This window comes from Streptomyces auratus (assembly GCF_050433025.1).
GTDB classification, from domain to species: domain Bacteria; phylum Actinomycetota; class Actinomycetes; order Streptomycetales; family Streptomycetaceae; genus Streptomyces; species Streptomyces sioyaensis.
Window position 1 is genome coordinate 3034679 of the sequence record NZ_JBNGCB010000001.1, and the last position, 17487, is coordinate 3052165.

Annotated in this window: 11 protein-coding genes; 5 read left to right on the forward strand and 6 right to left on the reverse strand. The window is 72.7% G+C overall.

Annotation, left to right across the window (positions count from 1 at the left end; genetic code table 11):
* Positions 1 to 158 precede the first annotated feature (158 nt).
* Entirely contained in the window at positions 159 to 2969 is a 2811-nt protein-coding gene (locus tag BKA18_RS13030) for a discoidin domain-containing protein (RefSeq protein WP_366043300.1), read from the reverse strand.
* Between the two features lie 235 nt (positions 2970 to 3204).
* Between BKA18_RS13030 and BKA18_RS13035 the strand changes: the two genes are divergently transcribed.
* From BKA18_RS13035 to BKA18_RS13045, 3 genes are read left to right on the forward strand one after another with little or no spacing between them, the layout of a single operon-like run.
* Positions 3205 to 4101 carry an ATP-binding cassette domain-containing protein gene (locus BKA18_RS13035; RefSeq protein ID WP_366043301.1) on the forward strand — a complete coding sequence of 299 codons (897 nt, stop codon included), beginning with the start codon at positions 3205 to 3207 and terminating at the stop codon, positions 4099 to 4101.
* Entirely contained in the window at positions 4073 to 6193 is a 2121-nt protein-coding gene (locus BKA18_RS13040) for a YhgE/Pip family protein (RefSeq protein WP_366043302.1), read from the forward strand. Before BKA18_RS13035 ends, BKA18_RS13040 begins: the two co-directional genes overlap by 29 nt.
* Entirely contained in the window at positions 6190 to 6855 is a 666-nt protein-coding gene (locus BKA18_RS13045; RefSeq protein WP_366043303.1) for a TetR/AcrR family transcriptional regulator, read from the forward strand. The genes BKA18_RS13040 and BKA18_RS13045 overlap by 4 nt, the downstream gene beginning before the upstream one ends.
* A 112-nt stretch (positions 6856 to 6967) precedes the next feature.
* On the opposite strand, the gene BKA18_RS13050 is transcribed toward BKA18_RS13045, so the two are convergent.
* From BKA18_RS13050 to BKA18_RS13060, 3 genes are all read right to left on the reverse strand, one after another.
* Positions 6968 to 8521: an IPT/TIG domain-containing protein gene (locus tag BKA18_RS13050; protein ID WP_366043304.1), complete on the reverse strand. Its 1554-nt coding sequence runs from the start codon at positions 8519 to 8521 to the stop codon at positions 6968 to 6970.
* Positions 8522 to 8758: 237 nt separating this feature from the next.
* Entirely contained in the window at positions 8759 to 10432 is a 1674-nt protein-coding gene (locus tag BKA18_RS13055; RefSeq protein ID WP_366043305.1) for a thiamine pyrophosphate-binding protein, read from the reverse strand.
* A 65-nt stretch (positions 10433 to 10497) separates the two neighbouring features.
* Positions 10498 to 12009: a sodium:solute symporter family protein gene (locus tag BKA18_RS13060; RefSeq protein ID WP_366043306.1), complete on the reverse strand. Its 1512-nt coding sequence runs from the start codon at positions 12007 to 12009 to the stop codon at positions 10498 to 10500.
* 211 nt (positions 12010 to 12220) lie between these two features.
* Between BKA18_RS13060 and BKA18_RS13065 the strand changes: the two genes are divergently transcribed.
* On the forward strand, positions 12221 to 13810 hold the full coding sequence (locus tag BKA18_RS13065) for a PucR family transcriptional regulator (RefSeq protein ID WP_366043307.1): 1590 nt from the start codon (positions 12221 to 12223) through the stop codon (positions 13808 to 13810).
* Between the two features lie 184 nt (positions 13811 to 13994).
* Here BKA18_RS13065 and speB read toward each other — a convergent pair whose 3' ends face one another.
* Positions 13995 to 14972 (reverse strand): agmatinase, encoded by a 978-nt coding sequence (gene speB, locus BKA18_RS13070; RefSeq protein ID WP_366043308.1) that lies wholly within the window; start codon positions 14970 to 14972, stop codon positions 13995 to 13997.
* 227 nt (positions 14973 to 15199) lie between these two features.
* Between speB and BKA18_RS13075 the strand changes: the two genes are divergently transcribed.
* Positions 15200 to 16000, forward strand: a complete 801-nt coding sequence (locus tag BKA18_RS13075) for a phosphatase (protein WP_366043309.1) — start codon at positions 15200 to 15202, stop codon at positions 15998 to 16000.
* A gap of 274 nt (positions 16001 to 16274) precedes the next feature.
* On the opposite strand, the gene BKA18_RS13080 is transcribed toward BKA18_RS13075, so the two are convergent.
* Positions 16275 to 17192 carry an NADP-dependent oxidoreductase gene (locus BKA18_RS13080; protein WP_366043310.1) on the reverse strand — a complete coding sequence of 306 codons (918 nt, stop codon included), beginning with the start codon at positions 17190 to 17192 and terminating at the stop codon, positions 16275 to 16277.
* Between the last annotated feature and the right edge of the window lie 295 nt (positions 17193 to 17487).

A 17487-nucleotide genomic window follows, 5' to 3' on the forward strand; every position in this document is an offset into this window, starting at 1 on the left:
CTCGACACTTACCGCATGGCCCAACACCGCCGGCGGCGGTTTTCATCCCGCCGTTACATTTCGGCGGCCGCGGGACCGGGCGCGCGCCGGTGCGGGCAGCGCGACGGCCCCGTCCCGCGGGTGCGGGGCGGGGCCGTCGCCGGGCGTGGCGCAGCGGGCTACTTCAGGCGCTGCACGGTCAGCTCGGTGATCCCCGGATGCGGCTTGGGCTTGCCGCCGGCCGCCGGGGTGCGGTCGCCCTCGACCGTGACCCGTACGTACCGCGCCGTGGTCCGGCCCGAGTATCCGGTGCCCGTCCAGTGCTTTCCGTCCCGGGAGACCTGGACGTTGTACGACTTCGGGCGGGTCGCGGTCCAGTGCGGGGTGATCTGGCCGACGAGGGTGGGCCGGCCGAGGTCGACGGTGAGGGTGCCGGTGGCGGCGTTGGGCACCCATGCGGTGGTGGTGTTGCCGTCCACCGCGGCGCCCGCGTACAGGCCGGGCTCCTCCGAGGTCGCCGTGGCCGGGGTGCAGCGGGCCGCGTTCGAGGTCGCGGTCCGGTCCGGGCGGCGGGTCTTCAGGACGGCCGGCACCCCCCGGCTGACGATCTTGTCGCCCTCGGGCGTCTCGATCTTCATCGATGCCCCGGCGGTCAGCCGCACGGTGGTCTGGTGCGCGCCGATCTCGATGTCATAGGTCCGGCCCTGCCAGTGCAGCCCGCGCAGGGTGACGCCCTGGGACAGCTGCGGCGGCAGCATCGGGTCGAGGTGCACCGCGTTCTCCCGCAGCCGCAGCCCGGTCAGTCCGTTGGTGAAGGTCTGCAGGAAGCCGCCCTTGCCGGTGAGGAAGTCCTGGGCGGGCTTGCCGGCGTGCGGGTCGGTGGCGCCGGCCTTGTTGCCGCGGGCCTCGGAGAACTCCTTGAACGGCCCGCGGACGAACGGCTTGATGGCCCGCTGGAGGTAGGTGTAGGTCGCGCAGCCGGGCTCGCCGATGGCGGCCGCGTCGATGGCGTGCACGGAGTCCGTCATGGCCGGGCCGTCCGGGTCGGTGTGCCCGGCGTAGAAGTCCAGCGTGCGGGCCGCCTGCGCCTTCGACATCGGCCATTCCAGCGGGTACATCAGCAGCACGGTGTCGGCCTGCTTGATGGTCGTGCCCTTGTACCCGGCGTACTGCTCGAAGATCTTCTTCTTGCTGTCGTAGGGGATCCGCAGCTTGTCGGCGATGGTCTTCCAGGAGGCCGGTGCCTGCTCGCCGAGGATCTCGGCGACGCGGGTGGCGTGCCGCAGGGCGGTGGCGGCGCCGGCGTTGGTGAAGACCCCGTCGTTGACGCCGTTGCTGTACTCGTCGGGCCCGGCGACGTTCTTGACGGAGTAGCTGCCGTCGGCGTTACGGGTGGCCCGGGAGGCCCAGAATTCGGCGATGCCCTTGAGGACCGGCCAGCCGCGGGACTTCAGCCAGGCGGTGTCCTTGGTGGCGAGGTAGTACTGCCAGGCGGCCAGGGAGATGTCGCCCATGAGGTGGTTCTGGGTCTTGCAGTGCGGCGGGTCCCAGCTGTGGCACTCGTTCCACAGGTTGCCCTTGCTGCCGCTGGTCCAGGGGTAGAACAGCCCGTCGTAGCCGAGCTTCTTCGCGTTGGCGCGGGCCCCGGCGCGGGTCTTGTAGCGGTAGTCGACGATGGACCGGGCGAGCGTGGGGTGGGTGGCGAGCAGGCTCGGGTACATCCAGGTCTCGGCGTCCCAGAAGACCTCGCCGGCGTAGTTGTCGCTGGTCAGGCCGGTGGGGCCGATGCTGTTGTCGCTGCCGGCGCGAGTGGAGGAGAGCAGTCCGTACTGCGCCGAGCGCACCCAGGACTGCATGTCGGGCTGTCCCTTGACCTCGATGTCGCTGCGCCACAGCCGCTGCCAGGCGGCGGTGTGCCGGGCGAACAGGGCGTCCCAGCCGCGGGCCGCGGCCCGGCGCGAGGCGGCGTCGGCGGCGGCCCGCGGGGAGCGGGAGGTGAGCGCGGTGTCCACGCCGACGTACTTGGTCAGCTCGTAGGAGCGGCCGCTGCGCACCGGGAAGGACACCCGCTGGCGGTTGCTCAGCTTGTCCTGCTGCGGCTCCTGGCGGGGCTGTTGTGCCTGGACGCCGGGCCCGGTCGACAGGGTGGAGGCCACCGTGCCGTCGGTCTTCGTCCCGTCGGTGCGGAACCCGACGTCCATGGTGCGTCCCTGGTGCGAGCCGCCGGCGGCGGACGGCGCCATGCGGCGGGCACCCCGGCCGTCGAGGCCGTCGGTGACGGTGGCCGCGCCGCTCCAGTGGGGCGTCATCCGCAGCCGGACCGCGCCGGTGTGGGCGTCGTTGCGGTCGGCGAGCACGTCGTAGACCAGGTCGGTGCGGCGCCCGTCGGCGGCCGTCCAGGTCAGCGAGGTACGGACGAAGCCGCAGCGCAGGGAGAGGGACTGGCGGTAATGGGAGATCCGGCCGGGTGCGGTGGCCGAGGAGAAGGTGTCGGGGCGGGCCCCGCCGGTGGCGACGTCGAGCGTGGACCAGGTGGGTATCGCGGCGATCGCCTGCCGGCCCTGCACGTCCTTGGGGCCCTTGGCGTACAGCCCGGACACGAACGCGCCGTCGTAGGCGGGCGTCTTCAGCGGCCAGCCGGTCTTGCCGCCGGGTGCGGTGTAGCCGGTGCCGTTGGGTGCGACCCGCGCGCCGAGGTACCCGTTGCCGACGTAGGCGTCGTAGCCGCCCTTGGGGTCGATCTTGGTGGAGGTGGCGGTCCAGCCGTCGCCGCCGTCGCAGGGCTCCTGTGGAGCGCCACCGGCGGGCGGGCCTCCTGCGGGCACCCGGTCGGGCGCCGCGGCCGAGGCCGAGACGGGGGCGAGGACCGCGACCAGGGCCCCTGCGAGCAGCGGGGCGACCAGCTTGCGCGAGCGGCGGGCAGGCCGGGGCCGCCGCTCCGCCCGGTCCCTCGGCGGCCGGTCGACGGGGTGCTGTGCCGAATGATCCATGGTTCTCCGTTGTGACGTGCGCGCCCGTACCGCGTCAGGGCATGCGGAACGGACATCACCGTGAACATCATCAGGCCCCCGCCTGCACGGCACCCTAGGACGTATCCGCCGTTCAGGTCACGGGATCCGCCGCACTCGGTCACCAACGGTTCGTTTCGGGGCCCCCGATTGGTCAGCGAGCCCCGTGCGGCTACACTTTTAGACTGACCAGTCAGATCAAAGGGGAGGGGTGTTCGTGAACACCACCCGCCAGGGGGCGGCGGTCAACGCCCGAGGAATAGGTGTGGAGGGCCCACGGGGGTGGGCGTTCCAGGGCATCGACATCACCGCGGAGCCGGGCGCGCTGATCGCCGTCCAGGGCTCCTCCGGTTCCGGCCGTACCTGCCTGCTGCTGGCCCTCACCGGCCGGATGCGGATCACCGCGGGCGAGGCGACGGTCGCCGGACTCCCGCTCCCGAAGCGCATGGGCACGGTGCGCAGCCGTACCGCCATCGCCCATGTACCCGGCGTCGTCGAACTCGAACCGGCCCTCACGGTCGGCGAACACCTCAAGGAACAGGCCCTGTTGGGCCACCGCTTCCAGGGCCTCGGCGCCTCGCTCCCGTGGGGGAAGCGCCAGAAGGAGGCCACCCGGGCCCGGATCGACGCCGCCCTCGCGGCCGTCCGGCTCGACCCGGGCACCCTCGTCAAGGGCCTGGGGACGGCCGTCCGGGACCTGGAGCGGATCGAGGCGCTGCGCCTCTCGGTCGCCCTCGGGATCATGCACGGCCCGCAGCTGCTGGCCGTCGACGATGTCGACCTCAAGCTGTCGGCGGAGGAACGCGCCGAGGCCTGGCAGCTGTTGCGGGACCTGGCGCAGGCGGGCACCACCGTCGTGGCCGCCGGCAGCGAGGCCCCCGCGGACGCGCTGGTCGTGCGCACCACGCCCGCACCGGCGACCGCGGCCGACGCGGCGCCCGCCGAAGCGGCGCCCGAGGCCGAGGCCGACGCGGCGCCCGCCGACGCACCCGCAGACGAAGCCGCCGACGCACCCGCGGACGACTCCGCCACGGCAGACGGCGCCCACCCCCACACCGACGGGACCGACAAGGAGGAGGCAGCGCATGCGTTCGCCGAGACTGGCCGCGCTTGAGCTCAGGCGGTTCGGCCGGGGGAAGCTGCCCCGGCTGGGCCTGGTGGCCCTGACGCTGATCCCCCTGCTGTACGGAGCGCTGTATCTGTGCTCCTTCTGGGACCCCTACAGCCGCCTGGACAAGATCCCGGTCGCCCTCGTCAACGACGACCGCGGCGCCACCGCCGACGGCAAGAAGATCACCGCGGGCGACGACCTGGCCGACAAGGTCAAGGACAGCAAGACCTTCCACTGGGAGGAGGTCAGCGCCGCGGACGCCGCCAAGGGCGTCGAGAACGGCACGTACTACCTCTCGCTGACCGTCCCCCAGGACTTCAGCAAGCGGATCGCCTCCAGCTCGGGCGACGACCCGCAGACCGGCGCGCTCAAGGTCCGTACGAACGACGCCAACAACTACGTCGTCGGCTCGATCTCGCGGTCGGTGTTCTCCGAGATCCGGGCCAAGACCTCGGCGAGCTCGTCGCGCGCCATGCTCGACAAGATCTTCGTGTCGTTCTCGGACCTGCACGACCAGACCGCCAAGGCGGCGGACGGGGCCGGGAAGGTCGACAAGGGCGTCGGCTCGGCCAAGAAGGGCTCCGGTGACCTCGCGGACGGCCTCGGCAAGCTCAACGAGGGCGCCGGCAAGGTCAGTCAGGGCGCCGGTGACCTGAGCAAGGGCGCCTCTTCGGCCGTCGCCAAGGCCCATGAGCTCAGCGCGGGCGCGGGCCGGGTCGCCGACGGCACCCAGCAGCTCGCCGACAAGGTCCACGGCATCGCCAAGAAGGACCTGCCCTTCCTGCGCAAGCACGGCAAGGAGATCGGCGAGGGCGCGCAGTTCGTCGCGAACGCCACCGAGACCCTCGACGACCTCCTCGACACCCTGCCGAGCGACTCCGCGAAGGCCGCCACCCAGGCCCGCAAGAACGCCGACAACGCCGCGGAGATCTACCAGGACCGCTGCGGCGGGCTGCTGGACACCGACCCCGACTGCACGAAGCTGAAGGCGCTCGCGGACGGCAGCAAGGTGGCCGCCGACGCGGCGGAGAAGGTCAACGACTCCATCGCCGGGGCGGACTTCGGGCCGATCCGCAGCAAGCTGCACGAGGTGCACCAGGGCGCGGTGATGGTCGCCGAGCAGGCACCGGGCATCGGGCAGCGCGCGGACACCGCGATCCGTCAGATCAACGCGCTCAACGCGGGTGCCCACAAGGTCTCCCAGGGCGCGGGGCTGTTCGCGGACGGCATCGGCACCCTCGCCGACGGCGCGGGCAAGGTCGCCGACGGCGCCGGCAAGGTCCACAGCGGCGTCGGCACCGCCAAGGACGGCGCCACCAAGCTCACCGGCGGTCTCTTCAAGCTCAAGGACGGCACCAACCAGCTGGCCGACGGCCTGCACAGCGGCGTCGCCAAGATCCCGGACTACAACAAGAAGGACCGCGACGCCCGCACCGAGGTGATGGCCGACCCGGTCGAGCTGGCCTCCAAGTCGATGCACAAGGCGCCCAACTACGGCACCGGCCTGGCGCCGTACTTCATCCCGCTCTCCCTCTGGGTCGGCGCGATGGTCGCGTTCATGCTGCTCCCGGCGCTGGGCAAGCGAGCCCTGGCCGCGGGCGCCCCGGGCTGGCGGATCACCCTCGGCTCCTGGCTGCCCGCCTACGCCGTCGGCGTCGTACAGGTCCTGGCCCTGATGGCCGTCCTGCACTGGGGCCTGGGCCTGCAGATGGCCCGCTCGGCCGGCACCGTCGGCTTCCTGCTGCTGGCCACGGCCTGCTTCACCGCCATCATCCAGCTGCTGGGCGCGTTCTTCGGACCGGCCGGCCGGGTGCTGACCCTGATCGTGCTGATGCTCCAGCTGACCTCGGCGGGCGGCACCTACCCGGTGCAGACCAGCCCCGGGTTCTTCGCCGCCATCCACCCGTTCCTGCCGATGAGTTACGTGGTCGACGGCCTGCGCCGGCTGATCACCGGCGGTGACCTCGGCATCGTCTGGCAGGGCTGCGGTGTCCTGGTGGCCTTCACCCTCGGCGCGCTGGCCCTGACCGCCCTCACGGCGCGCGGCCGGCAGGTCGTACGGATGAAGGACCTGCACCCGGAACTGAGCCTGTGAGTGTGCTCCCGGTCTCCCGGGGCGGTGCCGGCGACGGCGCCGCCCCGGGGGCCGCCCCCGCGCCCCGGCGTGCCTCGACGCGCCGCCGGATCTTCGACGCCGCCGTCGTCCTCATCGCGGAACAGGGCTTCTCGGCCACCACCGTCGACGAGATCGCCGACCGCGCCGGCGTCGCCAAGGGCACCGTCTACTACAACTTCGCCAGCAAGAACGTCCTCTACGAGGAGCTGCTCCGGGACGGCATGGACCTGCTCGCCGGCTCGCTGCGCCGGGCCGCCGACGCAGCGGTGGCCGCCGGCGGCACCCGGGTCGACGCCCTGGACGCCATGATCCGGGCCGGCCTGGACTTCATCGCCGGCTCCCCCGCCCTGATGCAGCTCTACGTCGCCGAACTGTGGCGCACCAACCGCACCTGGCGCGCCACCCTCACCTCCGTCCGCGGCCGGGCCCTGACCGTCGTCGAGTCCGTCCTGCACGACGCCGTGGCCACCGGCGAACTCTCCGCCGAACTCGACATCTCCCTCACCGCCTCCGCCCTCCTGGGCATGGTCCTGGTGGCCGCCCTGGACTGGCAGTCCTTCCAGCCCGACCGCTCCGTCGAGGACGTCCACGCGGCGCTGTCGCGGCTGTTGCAGGGGCGGGTGGGCGCGGGCGGGTGCTAGCCCCCACCCGGCGGCACGGCTGCCGCACGGACACCGGCCCGGTCGTGGACAGTTGCCCCCGACCGGGCCGGTGTCACGCATGCCGCTCGCCGGCCGGTGAGCGGACGGGCGGTCAGGGTTCGATGACTCCCGCGTGGTCGCTGGACGGCGACAGGATGGCTGTCGGGGTGGTCGCGCCGGCGAAGGTGGCGTCGTAGCCGCCGTTGAGGAGGATGAGACTCAACAGGAGCGTCTCATTCAGCCGGGCGGTGCCCTGGGCGTCGGTGGTGGCGGTGCCCATGAGGTTGCTGCCGATGTGGAACACGATGGTCTGGCCGGGCACCGGCAGACCGGTGACCTGGTCGGTCAGCGTGGCCGTCAGGAACGGGAAGTACACGTGCGGCGGGAACAGCTTCGTCAGCGCCGGGGTCGCGGTCAGCGAGGTGGCGTGGACCGGGACGATGTAGGTGAAGCCGCCCACCACAGTGGTGCTGCCACCGGGGGTGGTGACGGTGACGTCCGCCGGGCCGGCCGCCCCGGGCGGAGTGGTGGCGGTGAGCTGCGTACCGGTGGAGTTGACGGTCACGCCGGTGGCGGGGTTGCCGCCGATGTCGACGGACGCCCCGGTCAGGTTGGTACCGGTGATCGTCACCACCGTGCCGCCCGTGATGGGCCCCGAGTTGGGGGTGATGGTGTTGATCGTCGGGGGGAACTGGATGACGCTGACGCTGGCCCCGGCGATGTTGGTGACGTAGACCTTGTTGTTGGGCGCGACCACCAGGGCGATCGGCTGGCTGCCGACGGGGATCGGGGCGCCGACGGGCAGGTTGGTGGTGGTGTCGATCACCGTCACGTTGTTCGAGCCGCGGTTGGCCGTGTAGGCGTTGCCGTCGGGGCCGACCGTGATGCCCCACGGGTTGGTGCCGACGGGGATCGTGGTGACGATGGTGTCCGTGGTGGTGTCGACCACCGTCACGTTGTTCGAGCCGATGTTGGCGACGTAGGCATCCCCGTTGGGGCCGATCGCCACGAAGTTCGGCTGGTTGAAGCCGAGGATCGTGGTGAGGACGGTGGCGGTGGCGGTGTCGATCACCGTCACGCTGTTCCCGTTCCGGTTGGCGACGTAGGCCCTGCCGTTGGGGGCGACCGCGATCCCGACCGGGCCGCTGCCGGTGGGGATCGCGGGGCCGATGGTGGTGTTGGTGGCGGTGGCGATCTCCTGCACGCTGTTCGCCCCGAAGCGGCTGACGTAGACGTTGCCGCTGGGGATGACCGCCGCCGCGGCGGGGCCGCCGCTGAGGGGGATCGTGGTGAGGACGGTGCTGGTGGCGGTGTCGATCACCGTCACGTTGTTGGAGATGTTGTTGGGGACGTAGGCGTTGCCGTTGGGAGCGACGGTCAGCCAGGCCGGCGTGGTGCCGGTCGGGATCGCGGCGCCGATGACGGCGTCCGTGGTGGTGTCGATGGTCTGCACATTGTTCGACCCGGAGTTGGCAACGTAGAGGTTGCCGTTGGGGATGAACGCCAGCCCGACCGGGTTGCTGCCGACCGGGATCGTCGAGACTGCCATGAGGGTGAGGGCCGCCGCCCGGGCCACTTCCCGCGCCGCGGCGGCCGGCGCGACCGAGCCGGGGAGGGAAGCCGGCTGCAGCAGTTCCGGCGACGGTGACTGAACGCTGGTGCTCATGGGGACCCCTTCTGTGGGGGGCCGCCCTGGACCCGGCAAGCCCCACGCGGGGAGCAGCGCAGGTCCGGCGATCCCTGTCCGGGGCACCACACGCCACAGCCAAAGCCACGGCAACAGACCGCACGTCACCACAAACACGGCGGGCTGCACACCCCCGAGGAGGGATGGGCAGCCCGTTTGGTTCGGTAGGGGCGTACTCCCCACCTGGCGAGGCGGTGAAACCTCGCGGCGACGTCGTCAGGCGTCCCGATGCGTCGGCGCGAACATCCGCAGGCGGGCCGGGAGCACGACGACCGAGGGGCCGGGGGCCGCCAACGCCGCCGCCAGGTCCGTACGGAGCTGCTCCGGGCTCGTACGGACGGCGGGGACGCCGAACGACTCGGCCAGCGCCACGAAGTCCGGCCGGGTCAGTTCGGTGGCGGTGGGCGCGCCGAAGGCGTCGGTCATGTACTCGCGCAGGATGCCGTAGCCGCCGTCGTCCACGATGAGCCAGGTCACCGGCGCGTCGTACTGCCGGGCGGTGGCGAGTTCGGCGAGCGAGTACATGGCGCCGCCGTCACCGGAGACCGCCAGCACCGGGCGCGCCGGGTCCGCGGCGGCCACTCCCAGGGCCGCCGGGAAGCCGTAGCCCAGGCCCCCGGCGCCCTGTGCCGAATGCAGGGCGTTGGTGCCCCGCGGGTCGAAGGCGGACCAGGCCCAGTAGGCGAGGATCGTCATGTCCCAGCAGCTGACCGCGCCGTCGGGCAGGGCCTCGCGCACCGAGGCCAGGAGCTGCTGTTCCAGGTCGAGTCGCTGTCCGGCGATCCGGTCGGCCACCCGCGCCAGGAGGGCGGACACGGCGGCCTCGGGGGCGGGCACCCCGGCGCTGCCGGCGCCCGCGGGCTCCCGCGCTCCCACCTCCGTGACCAGGGCGGCCAGCGCCGCCCGCGCATCCGCGTGGATGCCCAGCGCGGCATGGTTCGACTCCAGCTTGCCGAGGTCCGCCTCGATCTGGACGACCCGGCCGCGCGGCCGGAAGGTGTGGTAGTTCGAGGAGAGTTCGCCCAGCCCCGAGCCGACGACCAGCAGGGTGTCCGCGTCCTCCAGGAAGGCCGTGGTGTGGCGGTCCTCCAGCCAGGACTGGAGGGAGAGCGGATGCTCCCACGGGAAGGCGCCCTTGCCGCCGAAGGTGGTGGCCACCGGCGCCCGCAGCTGCTCGGCGAGCGCCAGCAGCTCCGCCTCGGCCCCGGCCCGTACGACTCCGCCGCCGGCCAGGATCACCGGCCGCCGGGCCTCGGTCAGCCGGGTCGCCGCCGCCGCGATCAGCTCGGGCCGCGGCAGCAACTCCCTTGGTGCAGCGTGCAGTTCGGCCACCGGTGGGATATCGACCTCCGCCAGCAGCACATCCTGCGGGATCTCCAGCCACACCGGCCCGTGCGGGGTGCTCAGCGCCGACTCCCAGGCGGCGGCCACCGCGGAGGGGATCTGGGAGGCCGTACGCGCGGTGTGGACGGACTTGACCACGCCCCGGAACGAGGCGCTCTGGTCGGTGAGTTCGTGCAGATAGCCGTGGCGGCCGCCGCCCATCCCGGCCAGCGGCACCTGGCTGCCGAGGGCCAGGACGGCCGCCGAGCCGGCCGCCGCCTCCTGGAGCGCGGCCAGCGTCATCAGCGCGCCGGGGCCGGTGGAGACCAGCAGCGGTGCGACCCCGTGCGTGGCCCTGGCGTACGCATCGGCGGCGAAACCCGCGTTGTTCTCCACCCGCAGCCCCACGTAGCGCAGCGCGGAGCGGCGCAGGGCGTCGAACACCCCGAGCGCGTGCTGGCCCGGCAGCCCGAAGACGGTGTCTGCGCCCAGGGCCGTCAGCGATTCGACGACCAGATCGCCTCCGGTGCGCTTCGCCGGCTCCGGCACGGGTTCGGTGGTGCTCATCGGTGGTCGGCTCTCCGTCTCGTGAGGGGTGGGATGGGTGGGTACGGCCCGGCGGCCGGGTGTCCTCAGACGCGGGACAGGGGGGACGGTGCGCCCTCCCGGCCCGCCAGCCGCTCCCGCCAGACGGCCAGCACCGCCTGGTCCGTGGGCCGGGTGGCCAGGCTGACGGCCACGTACGCGACGAGCGAGGCGAGCAGCCCGTAGTAGATCGGCTCATTGGCGAGGACCCCGAGCGAGGCCATCAGGCCGATGACGGTCAGCCCGCCGGCCGCGACCGAGGCGAGCGCGCCGGCGGCGGTGCCCCGCTTCCACAGCAGCCCGCCGAGGATCGGCACCAACAGGCCGCCGACCAGGAGGTTGTAGGCGAGGGTGAGCGCCTCGACGACATTGTTGAGCGCGCTGGCGATGACGATGACCGCCAGGCCCATCAGCAGGGTGAAGAGGCGGTTGCCGCGCACCTCGTCGGGTGCCCCGTCCGGTTCGGCTCGCTGCGGGCCGCCGGCCGTCCCGGACGCGGCCTCCGGGGCCGGGTGCCGCCGTACCCGGGCGGCGCCCTTGAGCCGCGACCAGATGTCCTGGTGGGCGACCGTGGCACAGGCGATCAGCGCGCCCGAGGAGGTGGACATCACCGCGGACAGCGCCGCCGCCAGCACCAGTCCGCGCACGCCCACCGGCAGGGTGTCCTTGACGATGGTGGCGAACGCGTCGTCCGGGCTGCCCAGATGCGGGTAGAGCACCTTGGCCGCGGTGCCGATGACCGCCCCGGCCAGCGCATAGACCAGACAGTACGTACCGGCCGCGGTGCCGCCGAGGCGCGCGACCCGGTCGCTGCGGGCGGTGAACACCCGCTGCCAGATGTCCTGCCCGATCAGCATGCCGAAGGAGTAGATCAGCACATAGGTGAAGACCGTCTGGCCGCCGATGCCGAGCGGGGCGAAGTAGTCGTGCGGCAGCCGGTCCGCCATCGCACCGAAGCCGCCCGCCTTGATGACGGCGATCGGCAGCAGGAGCAGCAGCACACCGATCGTCTTGACGACGAACTGGACCATGTCGGTGAGGGTGATCGACCACATGCCGCCGAGCGTCGAGTACGCGACGACGATGGCTCCGCCGAGGACGATCGAGACCGTCCGGTCCAGGCCGAAGAGCACATCGAAGATGGTCGCGTAGGCGATCGTCGAGGTGACCGCCAGCATCAGCGTGTACGCCCACATGACGACGCCGGAGATGAGCCCGGCGGCGCCGCCGTAGCGCAGGTCCAGCATCTCGGAGACGGTGTAGACCTTCAGCCGGGCGATCCGGGCGGAGAAGAAGACGCTCAGCGCGAGCAGCCCGAGGCCGATGGCGAAGACCATCCAGGCGCCGGAGAGGCCGTATTGGTAGCCGAGCCCCACACCGCCGATGGTGGAGGCGCCGCCGAGCACGATCGCCGCCATGGTTCCCGAGTACATCGCCGGGCCGAGGCGGCGGCCGGCGACGAGGAAGTCGCTCTTGGATGTGGCGCGCCGCATCCCCCACCAGCCCACCGCGAGCATTCCGGCCAAATAGAGCACGATCACCGCATAGTCGACAGCCATGGGCCATCCCTTCCAGCTGCGCCGAGGGAGAGGAGCGAGAGGAGCGAGAGAAGAGGAACAGAACGGGGCGTGGGGGAGGGCGCGGCGGGTGCCCGGTGAGCGGGGGTCTCGCCGGGCGCCGCGCCTTGCGGGTTGACCCTAGGAGGCGGGAAGACGACGCTGAAGTGTACGTTTCCTCCATTCGCCGCCCGCCGATGTGGATGGTTCGCACATGCCGCCCCCTCTCCCCCCGCCGTCCACCCCGCCGGTGCCGCTCGCGGAGCTGCTCGCCCGGACGGATCTGGGCCTGCGCCAGCTGGCCGGGCCCCGCGAGGGCGTCGCCATCCACTGGGTGCACACCTCCGAGATGGCCGACCCGGTGCCGTACCTCCTGGGCGGCGAGATGCTGCTGACGGCGGGGGTGCATCTTGCGGAGGTGAGCGGGGGCGCCCCCGCCGTGGACGCCTATCTCGACGGCTACGCCGCCCGCACCGTCGCCGCCGGTGCCGCCGCCCTCGGCTTCGGGATCGCGCCGGTGCACGACACCGTCCCGCCCGCCCTGGTGGCGGCCTGCGACCGACACGGGCTCCCGCTGGTCGAGGTCCCGGCAGGCACCCCGTTCACGGCGGTGGAGAGCGCCGTGTGGCAGGCGGTCACGCAGGCCAGGCACCGCGAGCTGACCCGGCTGAGCGAGGCGCAGCGTGCGCTGGCCGCGGCCGCCGCCCGCCCCGAACCGGCCGCGGCCGTGCTGCGTGCCCTGGCCCGCCATGTGCACGGCTGGACCGCGCTGGTCGCCCCGGACGGCGCGGTGCACGGGGCGGCCGGGCCCCGCCCCACCGCGGCCGTCCGGGCCGCGGCCGGGCGCCTCGCGCAGGTCGTCGGGGCCGGCGGCCCGTCCTCGGCGACCGACACCCTCCCCGGTGCCTCGCTGTCCGCCTACGCCCTGACCGGGCGCGGCCACGGCCCGCAGACGCTCGCCCTGACCGTGGCCGCGGACGTGCACGACCCGCCCGCGCACACCATCGCCGGCGTCGCCGCCGTGCTGCTCTCCCTGATCACCGGCCCGGCCACCGAGCCCGGTCCGGCCGCGGCAAGGCACTGCGCGGCCCTGGTCCGGCTGCTGCTCGGCGCCCGCCCGGACGAGGCCGCCCCGCTGCTCGGCCCGCGCCTGTGGGCCGTCGTCCACGCCGAGCGCCGCCGGGACACGACCCAGCCGGCCGCCGGCCTGGCCGCCGCGCTCGGCACCCCGCTGATCGACCCGGGCCCGGAGCGGGCGGCGGCCCCCGGCGCCGGATCCGGGCCGCCGGCCGCCGCCCCGGACGCGGCCCGGACCGTCCGGGCCCTGGTCCCCGCCGAGCGGGAGATCACCGCGCAGCCCGGCTGGACGCTCGGCGTCAGCGCACCCGTCCCGGTCGCGGAGCTGCCGGCCGCCGACCGGCATGCCGCCGCCGCCCTACGCCGCGCCCTCGCCACCCGTTCACCCCTGGTCCGCCCGCACGCTCCCGGCCCGCACGGCATCACCTCGCTCGTCGCCGCCGAGGACGCCCGCGGGCACGCCCGGGCCCTGCTCGCCCCGCTGGACGGCGCCCCACAGCTCCGCACCACCCTCCACAACTGGCTTTCCCTGCACGGCAGTTGGGACCGCACGGCGACCGCGCTCGGCATCCACCGCAACACCGTCCGCCAGCGCATCGCCCGGATCGCCGCCCTGCTCGACACCGATCTGGACGACCCCGACGTCCGCATGGAGCTGTGGTTCGCCCTGCGTGCACTCGACCGGGACGGCTCGACGGACCACCGGAACAACGCGTCGGCGGACTGAGGGCGCGGAGCCGCCTCCCCCCGGGACGGCGGGACCGCCCCCGGACGCCGCCCCGACCCTGCACATGGACGCCCCGGCCCTGCACATGGACTCCCCGGTCCGGGCGCACGAACGCCGGCCCGCCACGGTCTCCCGTGGCGGGCCGGCGTTCTCGGCTCCGGGGCCGCTGGGCCGCGAGGGGGGCCTACTTCCCGTCCCGCCCCGCCGCGATCTGCCGCGACATGATCGTCGTCAGCTCGTACGCGGTGTGCGAGGCGGCCACGCAGGTGATCTCCGCATGGTCGTACGCCGGAGCGACCTCGACCACATCCGCCGAGACCAGGTTGCAGGACGACAACCCGCGCAGGATCTCCAGAAGTTCGCGGGAGGTCAGGCCGCCGGCTTCGGGGGTGCCGGTGCCGGGCGCGTGCGCCGGGTCCAGCACGTCGATGTCGATGGAGATGTACAGCGGACGGTCACCGATGCGCTGGCGCAGCTGGTCGGCGACCTCGTCCACCCCCCGCCGCATGACATCGGCCGAGGTGACGATGCCGAAGCCCATCTTCTCGTCGTCGTCGAGGTCCTTCTTGCCGTAGAGCGGGCCGCGGGTGCCGACGTGGGAGAGCGCGGAGGTGTCGAGGATGCCTTCCTCGACGGCCCGGCGGAACGGGGTGCCGTGGGTGTACTCGGCGCCGAAGTAGGTGTCCCAGGTGTCGAGATGGGCGTCGAAGTGCAGCAGCGCGACCGGGCCGTGCTTCTTGGCGACCGAGCGGAGCAGGGGCAGGGCGATGGTGTGGTCGCCGCCGAGGGTCATCATCCGGGCGCCGGTGGCGAGCAGGTCGTCGGCCGCGGCCTCGACCGTCTCCACGGCCTCGTTGATGTTGAACGGGTTCGCGGCGATGTCACCGGCGTCGGCGACCTGGGCGAGCGCGAACGGGGAGGCGTCCTGGGCCGGGTTGTACGGCCGCAGCAGGCGGGACGCCTCGCGGATGGCGTTGCCGCCGAAGCGGGCGCCGGGGCGGTAGGAGACGCCGGTGTCGAAGGGGACGCCGACGACGGCCACGTCGGCCCGGCCGCCGACCTCGTCGAGGCGGGGCAGCCGCGCGAACGTCGCGGGCCCGGCGTAGCGCGGGACACGGGAGGAGTCGACGGGGCCCACGGGCCCGGTGGAGGTGGAGGTCATGAGGGTGAGGGTAGGGAGGGCCGGGCGATCGCCCCATGGACATTTGCGGGGAGCGAGCCGGGGGCATTCGACAATTTGGCCAGCCGCCCGCACGGGGCGCCGACGGGCCGGTGACCTGGCGTTCCTCCCCTGCACACCGCGGCAGCGCCGCTCCGCACTCCGCACCCCGGTGTCCGGGCTGCGGAACCGTCCGGCCCCGGATCATCCCTGCGGGCACAATGGGCGCTATGCCGATAGCCTCCGCAGCCCCCGCCCCCACGCGCGCCGAACTCGTCGATCATCTCGTACGGACCCGGATCGCCGGTGAGGTCGCCACCCCCCGCGAGAACAACCTCACCCACTACCGCAGGCTCGCCAACGGCGACCGCCACTACTGGTTCGGACTGGAATTCGGCGACCGGTGGACGGACGAGCAGGACGTCCTGGCCGTGATGGCGGAGCGCTGCGGCGTGAACGACGATCCGCACCACCGGCAGGGCCAGGACACCATCGACCCGGAACTGACGGTGGACGCGCTGGACCGGGCGGCCGCGGTGCTGCGCAAGGCGGCGGCCGACCGGCAGCGGGTGCTGTTCGCGACCGGCCATCCGGGCGGGCTGCTCGACGTGCACCGTGCCACGGCCGAGGCGCTGCGCGCGGCGGACTGCGAGATCGTCGTCATCCCGGACGGGCTGCGGGCGGACGACGGCATGGTCTTCCAGTTCGGTGACGTCGCGATGCTGGAGCGCGGCGCGACGCTGTGGCACACCCACTCCCCCGAGCCGATGGCCGCGATCCTGGACGGCCTGGAGCGGGACGGCCGCCCGCTGCCGGATCTGGTGATCGCCGACCACGGCTGGGCGGGCTGCGCCGGCCAACGCGGCCTGGACGCGGTGGGCTTCGCCGACTCCAACGACCCGGCCCTCTTCCTCGCCGAGGCCGAGGGCACGGTCCGCGTGACGATCCCCCTGGACGACCACGTCCTGAGCCCGCGGCACTACGACCCGCTGACTGCTTATCTGCTGGATGCGGCGGGGCTGGTGGGCTGAACGTCTCCCGGTCGGCGGGCGGCATGGAACACAGCGGCTGGTCAGAGCTGGAAGCCCTGTCCACCGCTGCACAGCGCCCGGACGGGCCGGTTGCATTCCTCACTGTAGGGTCTCGCCGCGTCTGACATGTCGATCTTTTGCGACCTGGGCTTTCTTGGTTGTCTCACGGCCGTGTCACCACGATCAGTCTCAAGTCCGTGGCATTTCCTCGTCCGACACCGGGCAGGTCAGCGGTCGTCCAGCCCACCACCGCTGTCGGCCCATTCCAGGGCGCTCAGGGGCGCACGCGAATGACGGTCTTGCCCTTGCGCCGCTCGGTCGGGTTGAGCGCAGGGACGGCGTCGTCGAGGGTCGCGACGGTTCCGATGTGCGTGCGAAGGCGCCCGTCCCGTACCCGGTCGACGATCTCCACCAGCTGACTCGGAACGGACTCGACGACGAAGTCGACCGCCAAGCCGTCGACAGGGCGAGCCTCAACAGGCCCGACCACCGACACCAGCGTCCCGCCAGGCCGGAGGATTCTCGCCGAGCGCCTTTGGATGTCAGCGCCGATCACATCGAAGACCACGTCGACCCCGCCGATGTCGTCGAGATCCTCGGTGGCGAGGTCGAGGAACTCGTTCGCGCCGAAGTCGAGCGCCGCCTGGCGGTCCGCCGCCCGCCCGGTACCGATGACGTAGGCGCCGAACTCCCGGGCGAGCTGCGTAACCACAGACCCGACTGCGCCGGCGGCGCCGTGTGCGAGGACGCTCTGACCCGCCTGAAGCCGACCGTGCCGGAACAGACCTTGCCACGCGGTCAGGCCGGAGATCGGCAGGCTCGCACCCACCGTGAAGTCGACGTTCCCCGGCAGCGGCGCCAGGTTGCGTGCCTCCACGGCCGCGTACTCGGCCAGGGTTCCATCGCGGTGCCAGTCCGTGACCCCGAACACCCGCTGTCCCAGCGAGAGCCCCGTCGTGCCGTAGCCGAGGGAGGTGACCACTCCGGCGAACTCGTGGCCGATGATCGCCTGGGCTCGATCGCGACCGGCGCGATCGACCCACGTCGAGGGCCACTCCCACTCCGCGGGGACGAAGCCCGACGCATGGACTTCAACGACGACGTCGTTGATCGCCGGCGTCGGCTCAGGCCGCTCCGCGAGTGTGATCCCGGCTGCTTCCGCGGCCGGATCCGTCGCGACGATTGCCTTCACTGGTACCTCCGTATATCTCGTGCTCGCCGGCTCTGTGCGCCGCCCAAGCCATGGAGTGGGCTGATTGGCCCACAGAGGAACGGCAACAAGATCCGTCACCACAGACGGATGGACCACTGAAACGCGTCGAGTCCCACCGGAGCTCGACGAGCACCACACACCCAGGGCAGCAACACCCACCCACGCGCTAGTCTCACGGCGATGTCGTATACGACATCGGTACGACACGGCTCGTGCGATGACGACATCAGCCCCCGGGTGGAGCGGTCACTTCTTACCTCGCCCGGAAGAGTGA

Excerpts from the sequence above, each read along its gene's own strand:
- BKA18_RS13030 (WP_366043300.1), bottom strand. The coding sequence starts at position 2,969 with ATGGATCATTCGGCACAGCACCCCGTCGACCGGCCGCCGAGGGACCGG.
- BKA18_RS13040 (WP_366043302.1), top strand. The coding sequence starts at position 4,073 with ATGCGTTCGCCGAGACTGGCCGCGCTTGAGCTCAGGCGGTTCGGCCGG.
- BKA18_RS13050 (WP_366043304.1), bottom strand. The coding sequence starts at position 8,521 with ATGAGCACCAGCGTTCAGTCACCGTCGCCGGAACTGCTGCAGCCGGCT.
- BKA18_RS13055 (WP_366043305.1), bottom strand. The coding sequence starts at position 10,432 with ATGAGCACCACCGAACCCGTGCCGGAGCCGGCGAAGCGCACCGGAGGC.
- BKA18_RS13060 (WP_366043306.1), bottom strand. The coding sequence starts at position 12,009 with ATGGCTGTCGACTATGCGGTGATCGTGCTCTATTTGGCCGGAATGCTC.
- BKA18_RS13065 (WP_366043307.1), top strand. The coding sequence starts at position 12,221 with ATGCCGCCCCCTCTCCCCCCGCCGTCCACCCCGCCGGTGCCGCTCGCG.
- speB (WP_366043308.1), bottom strand. The coding sequence starts at position 14,972 with ATGACCTCCACCTCCACCGGGCCCGTGGGCCCCGTCGACTCCTCCCGT.
- BKA18_RS13075 (WP_366043309.1), top strand. The coding sequence starts at position 15,200 with ATGCCGATAGCCTCCGCAGCCCCCGCCCCCACGCGCGCCGAACTCGTC.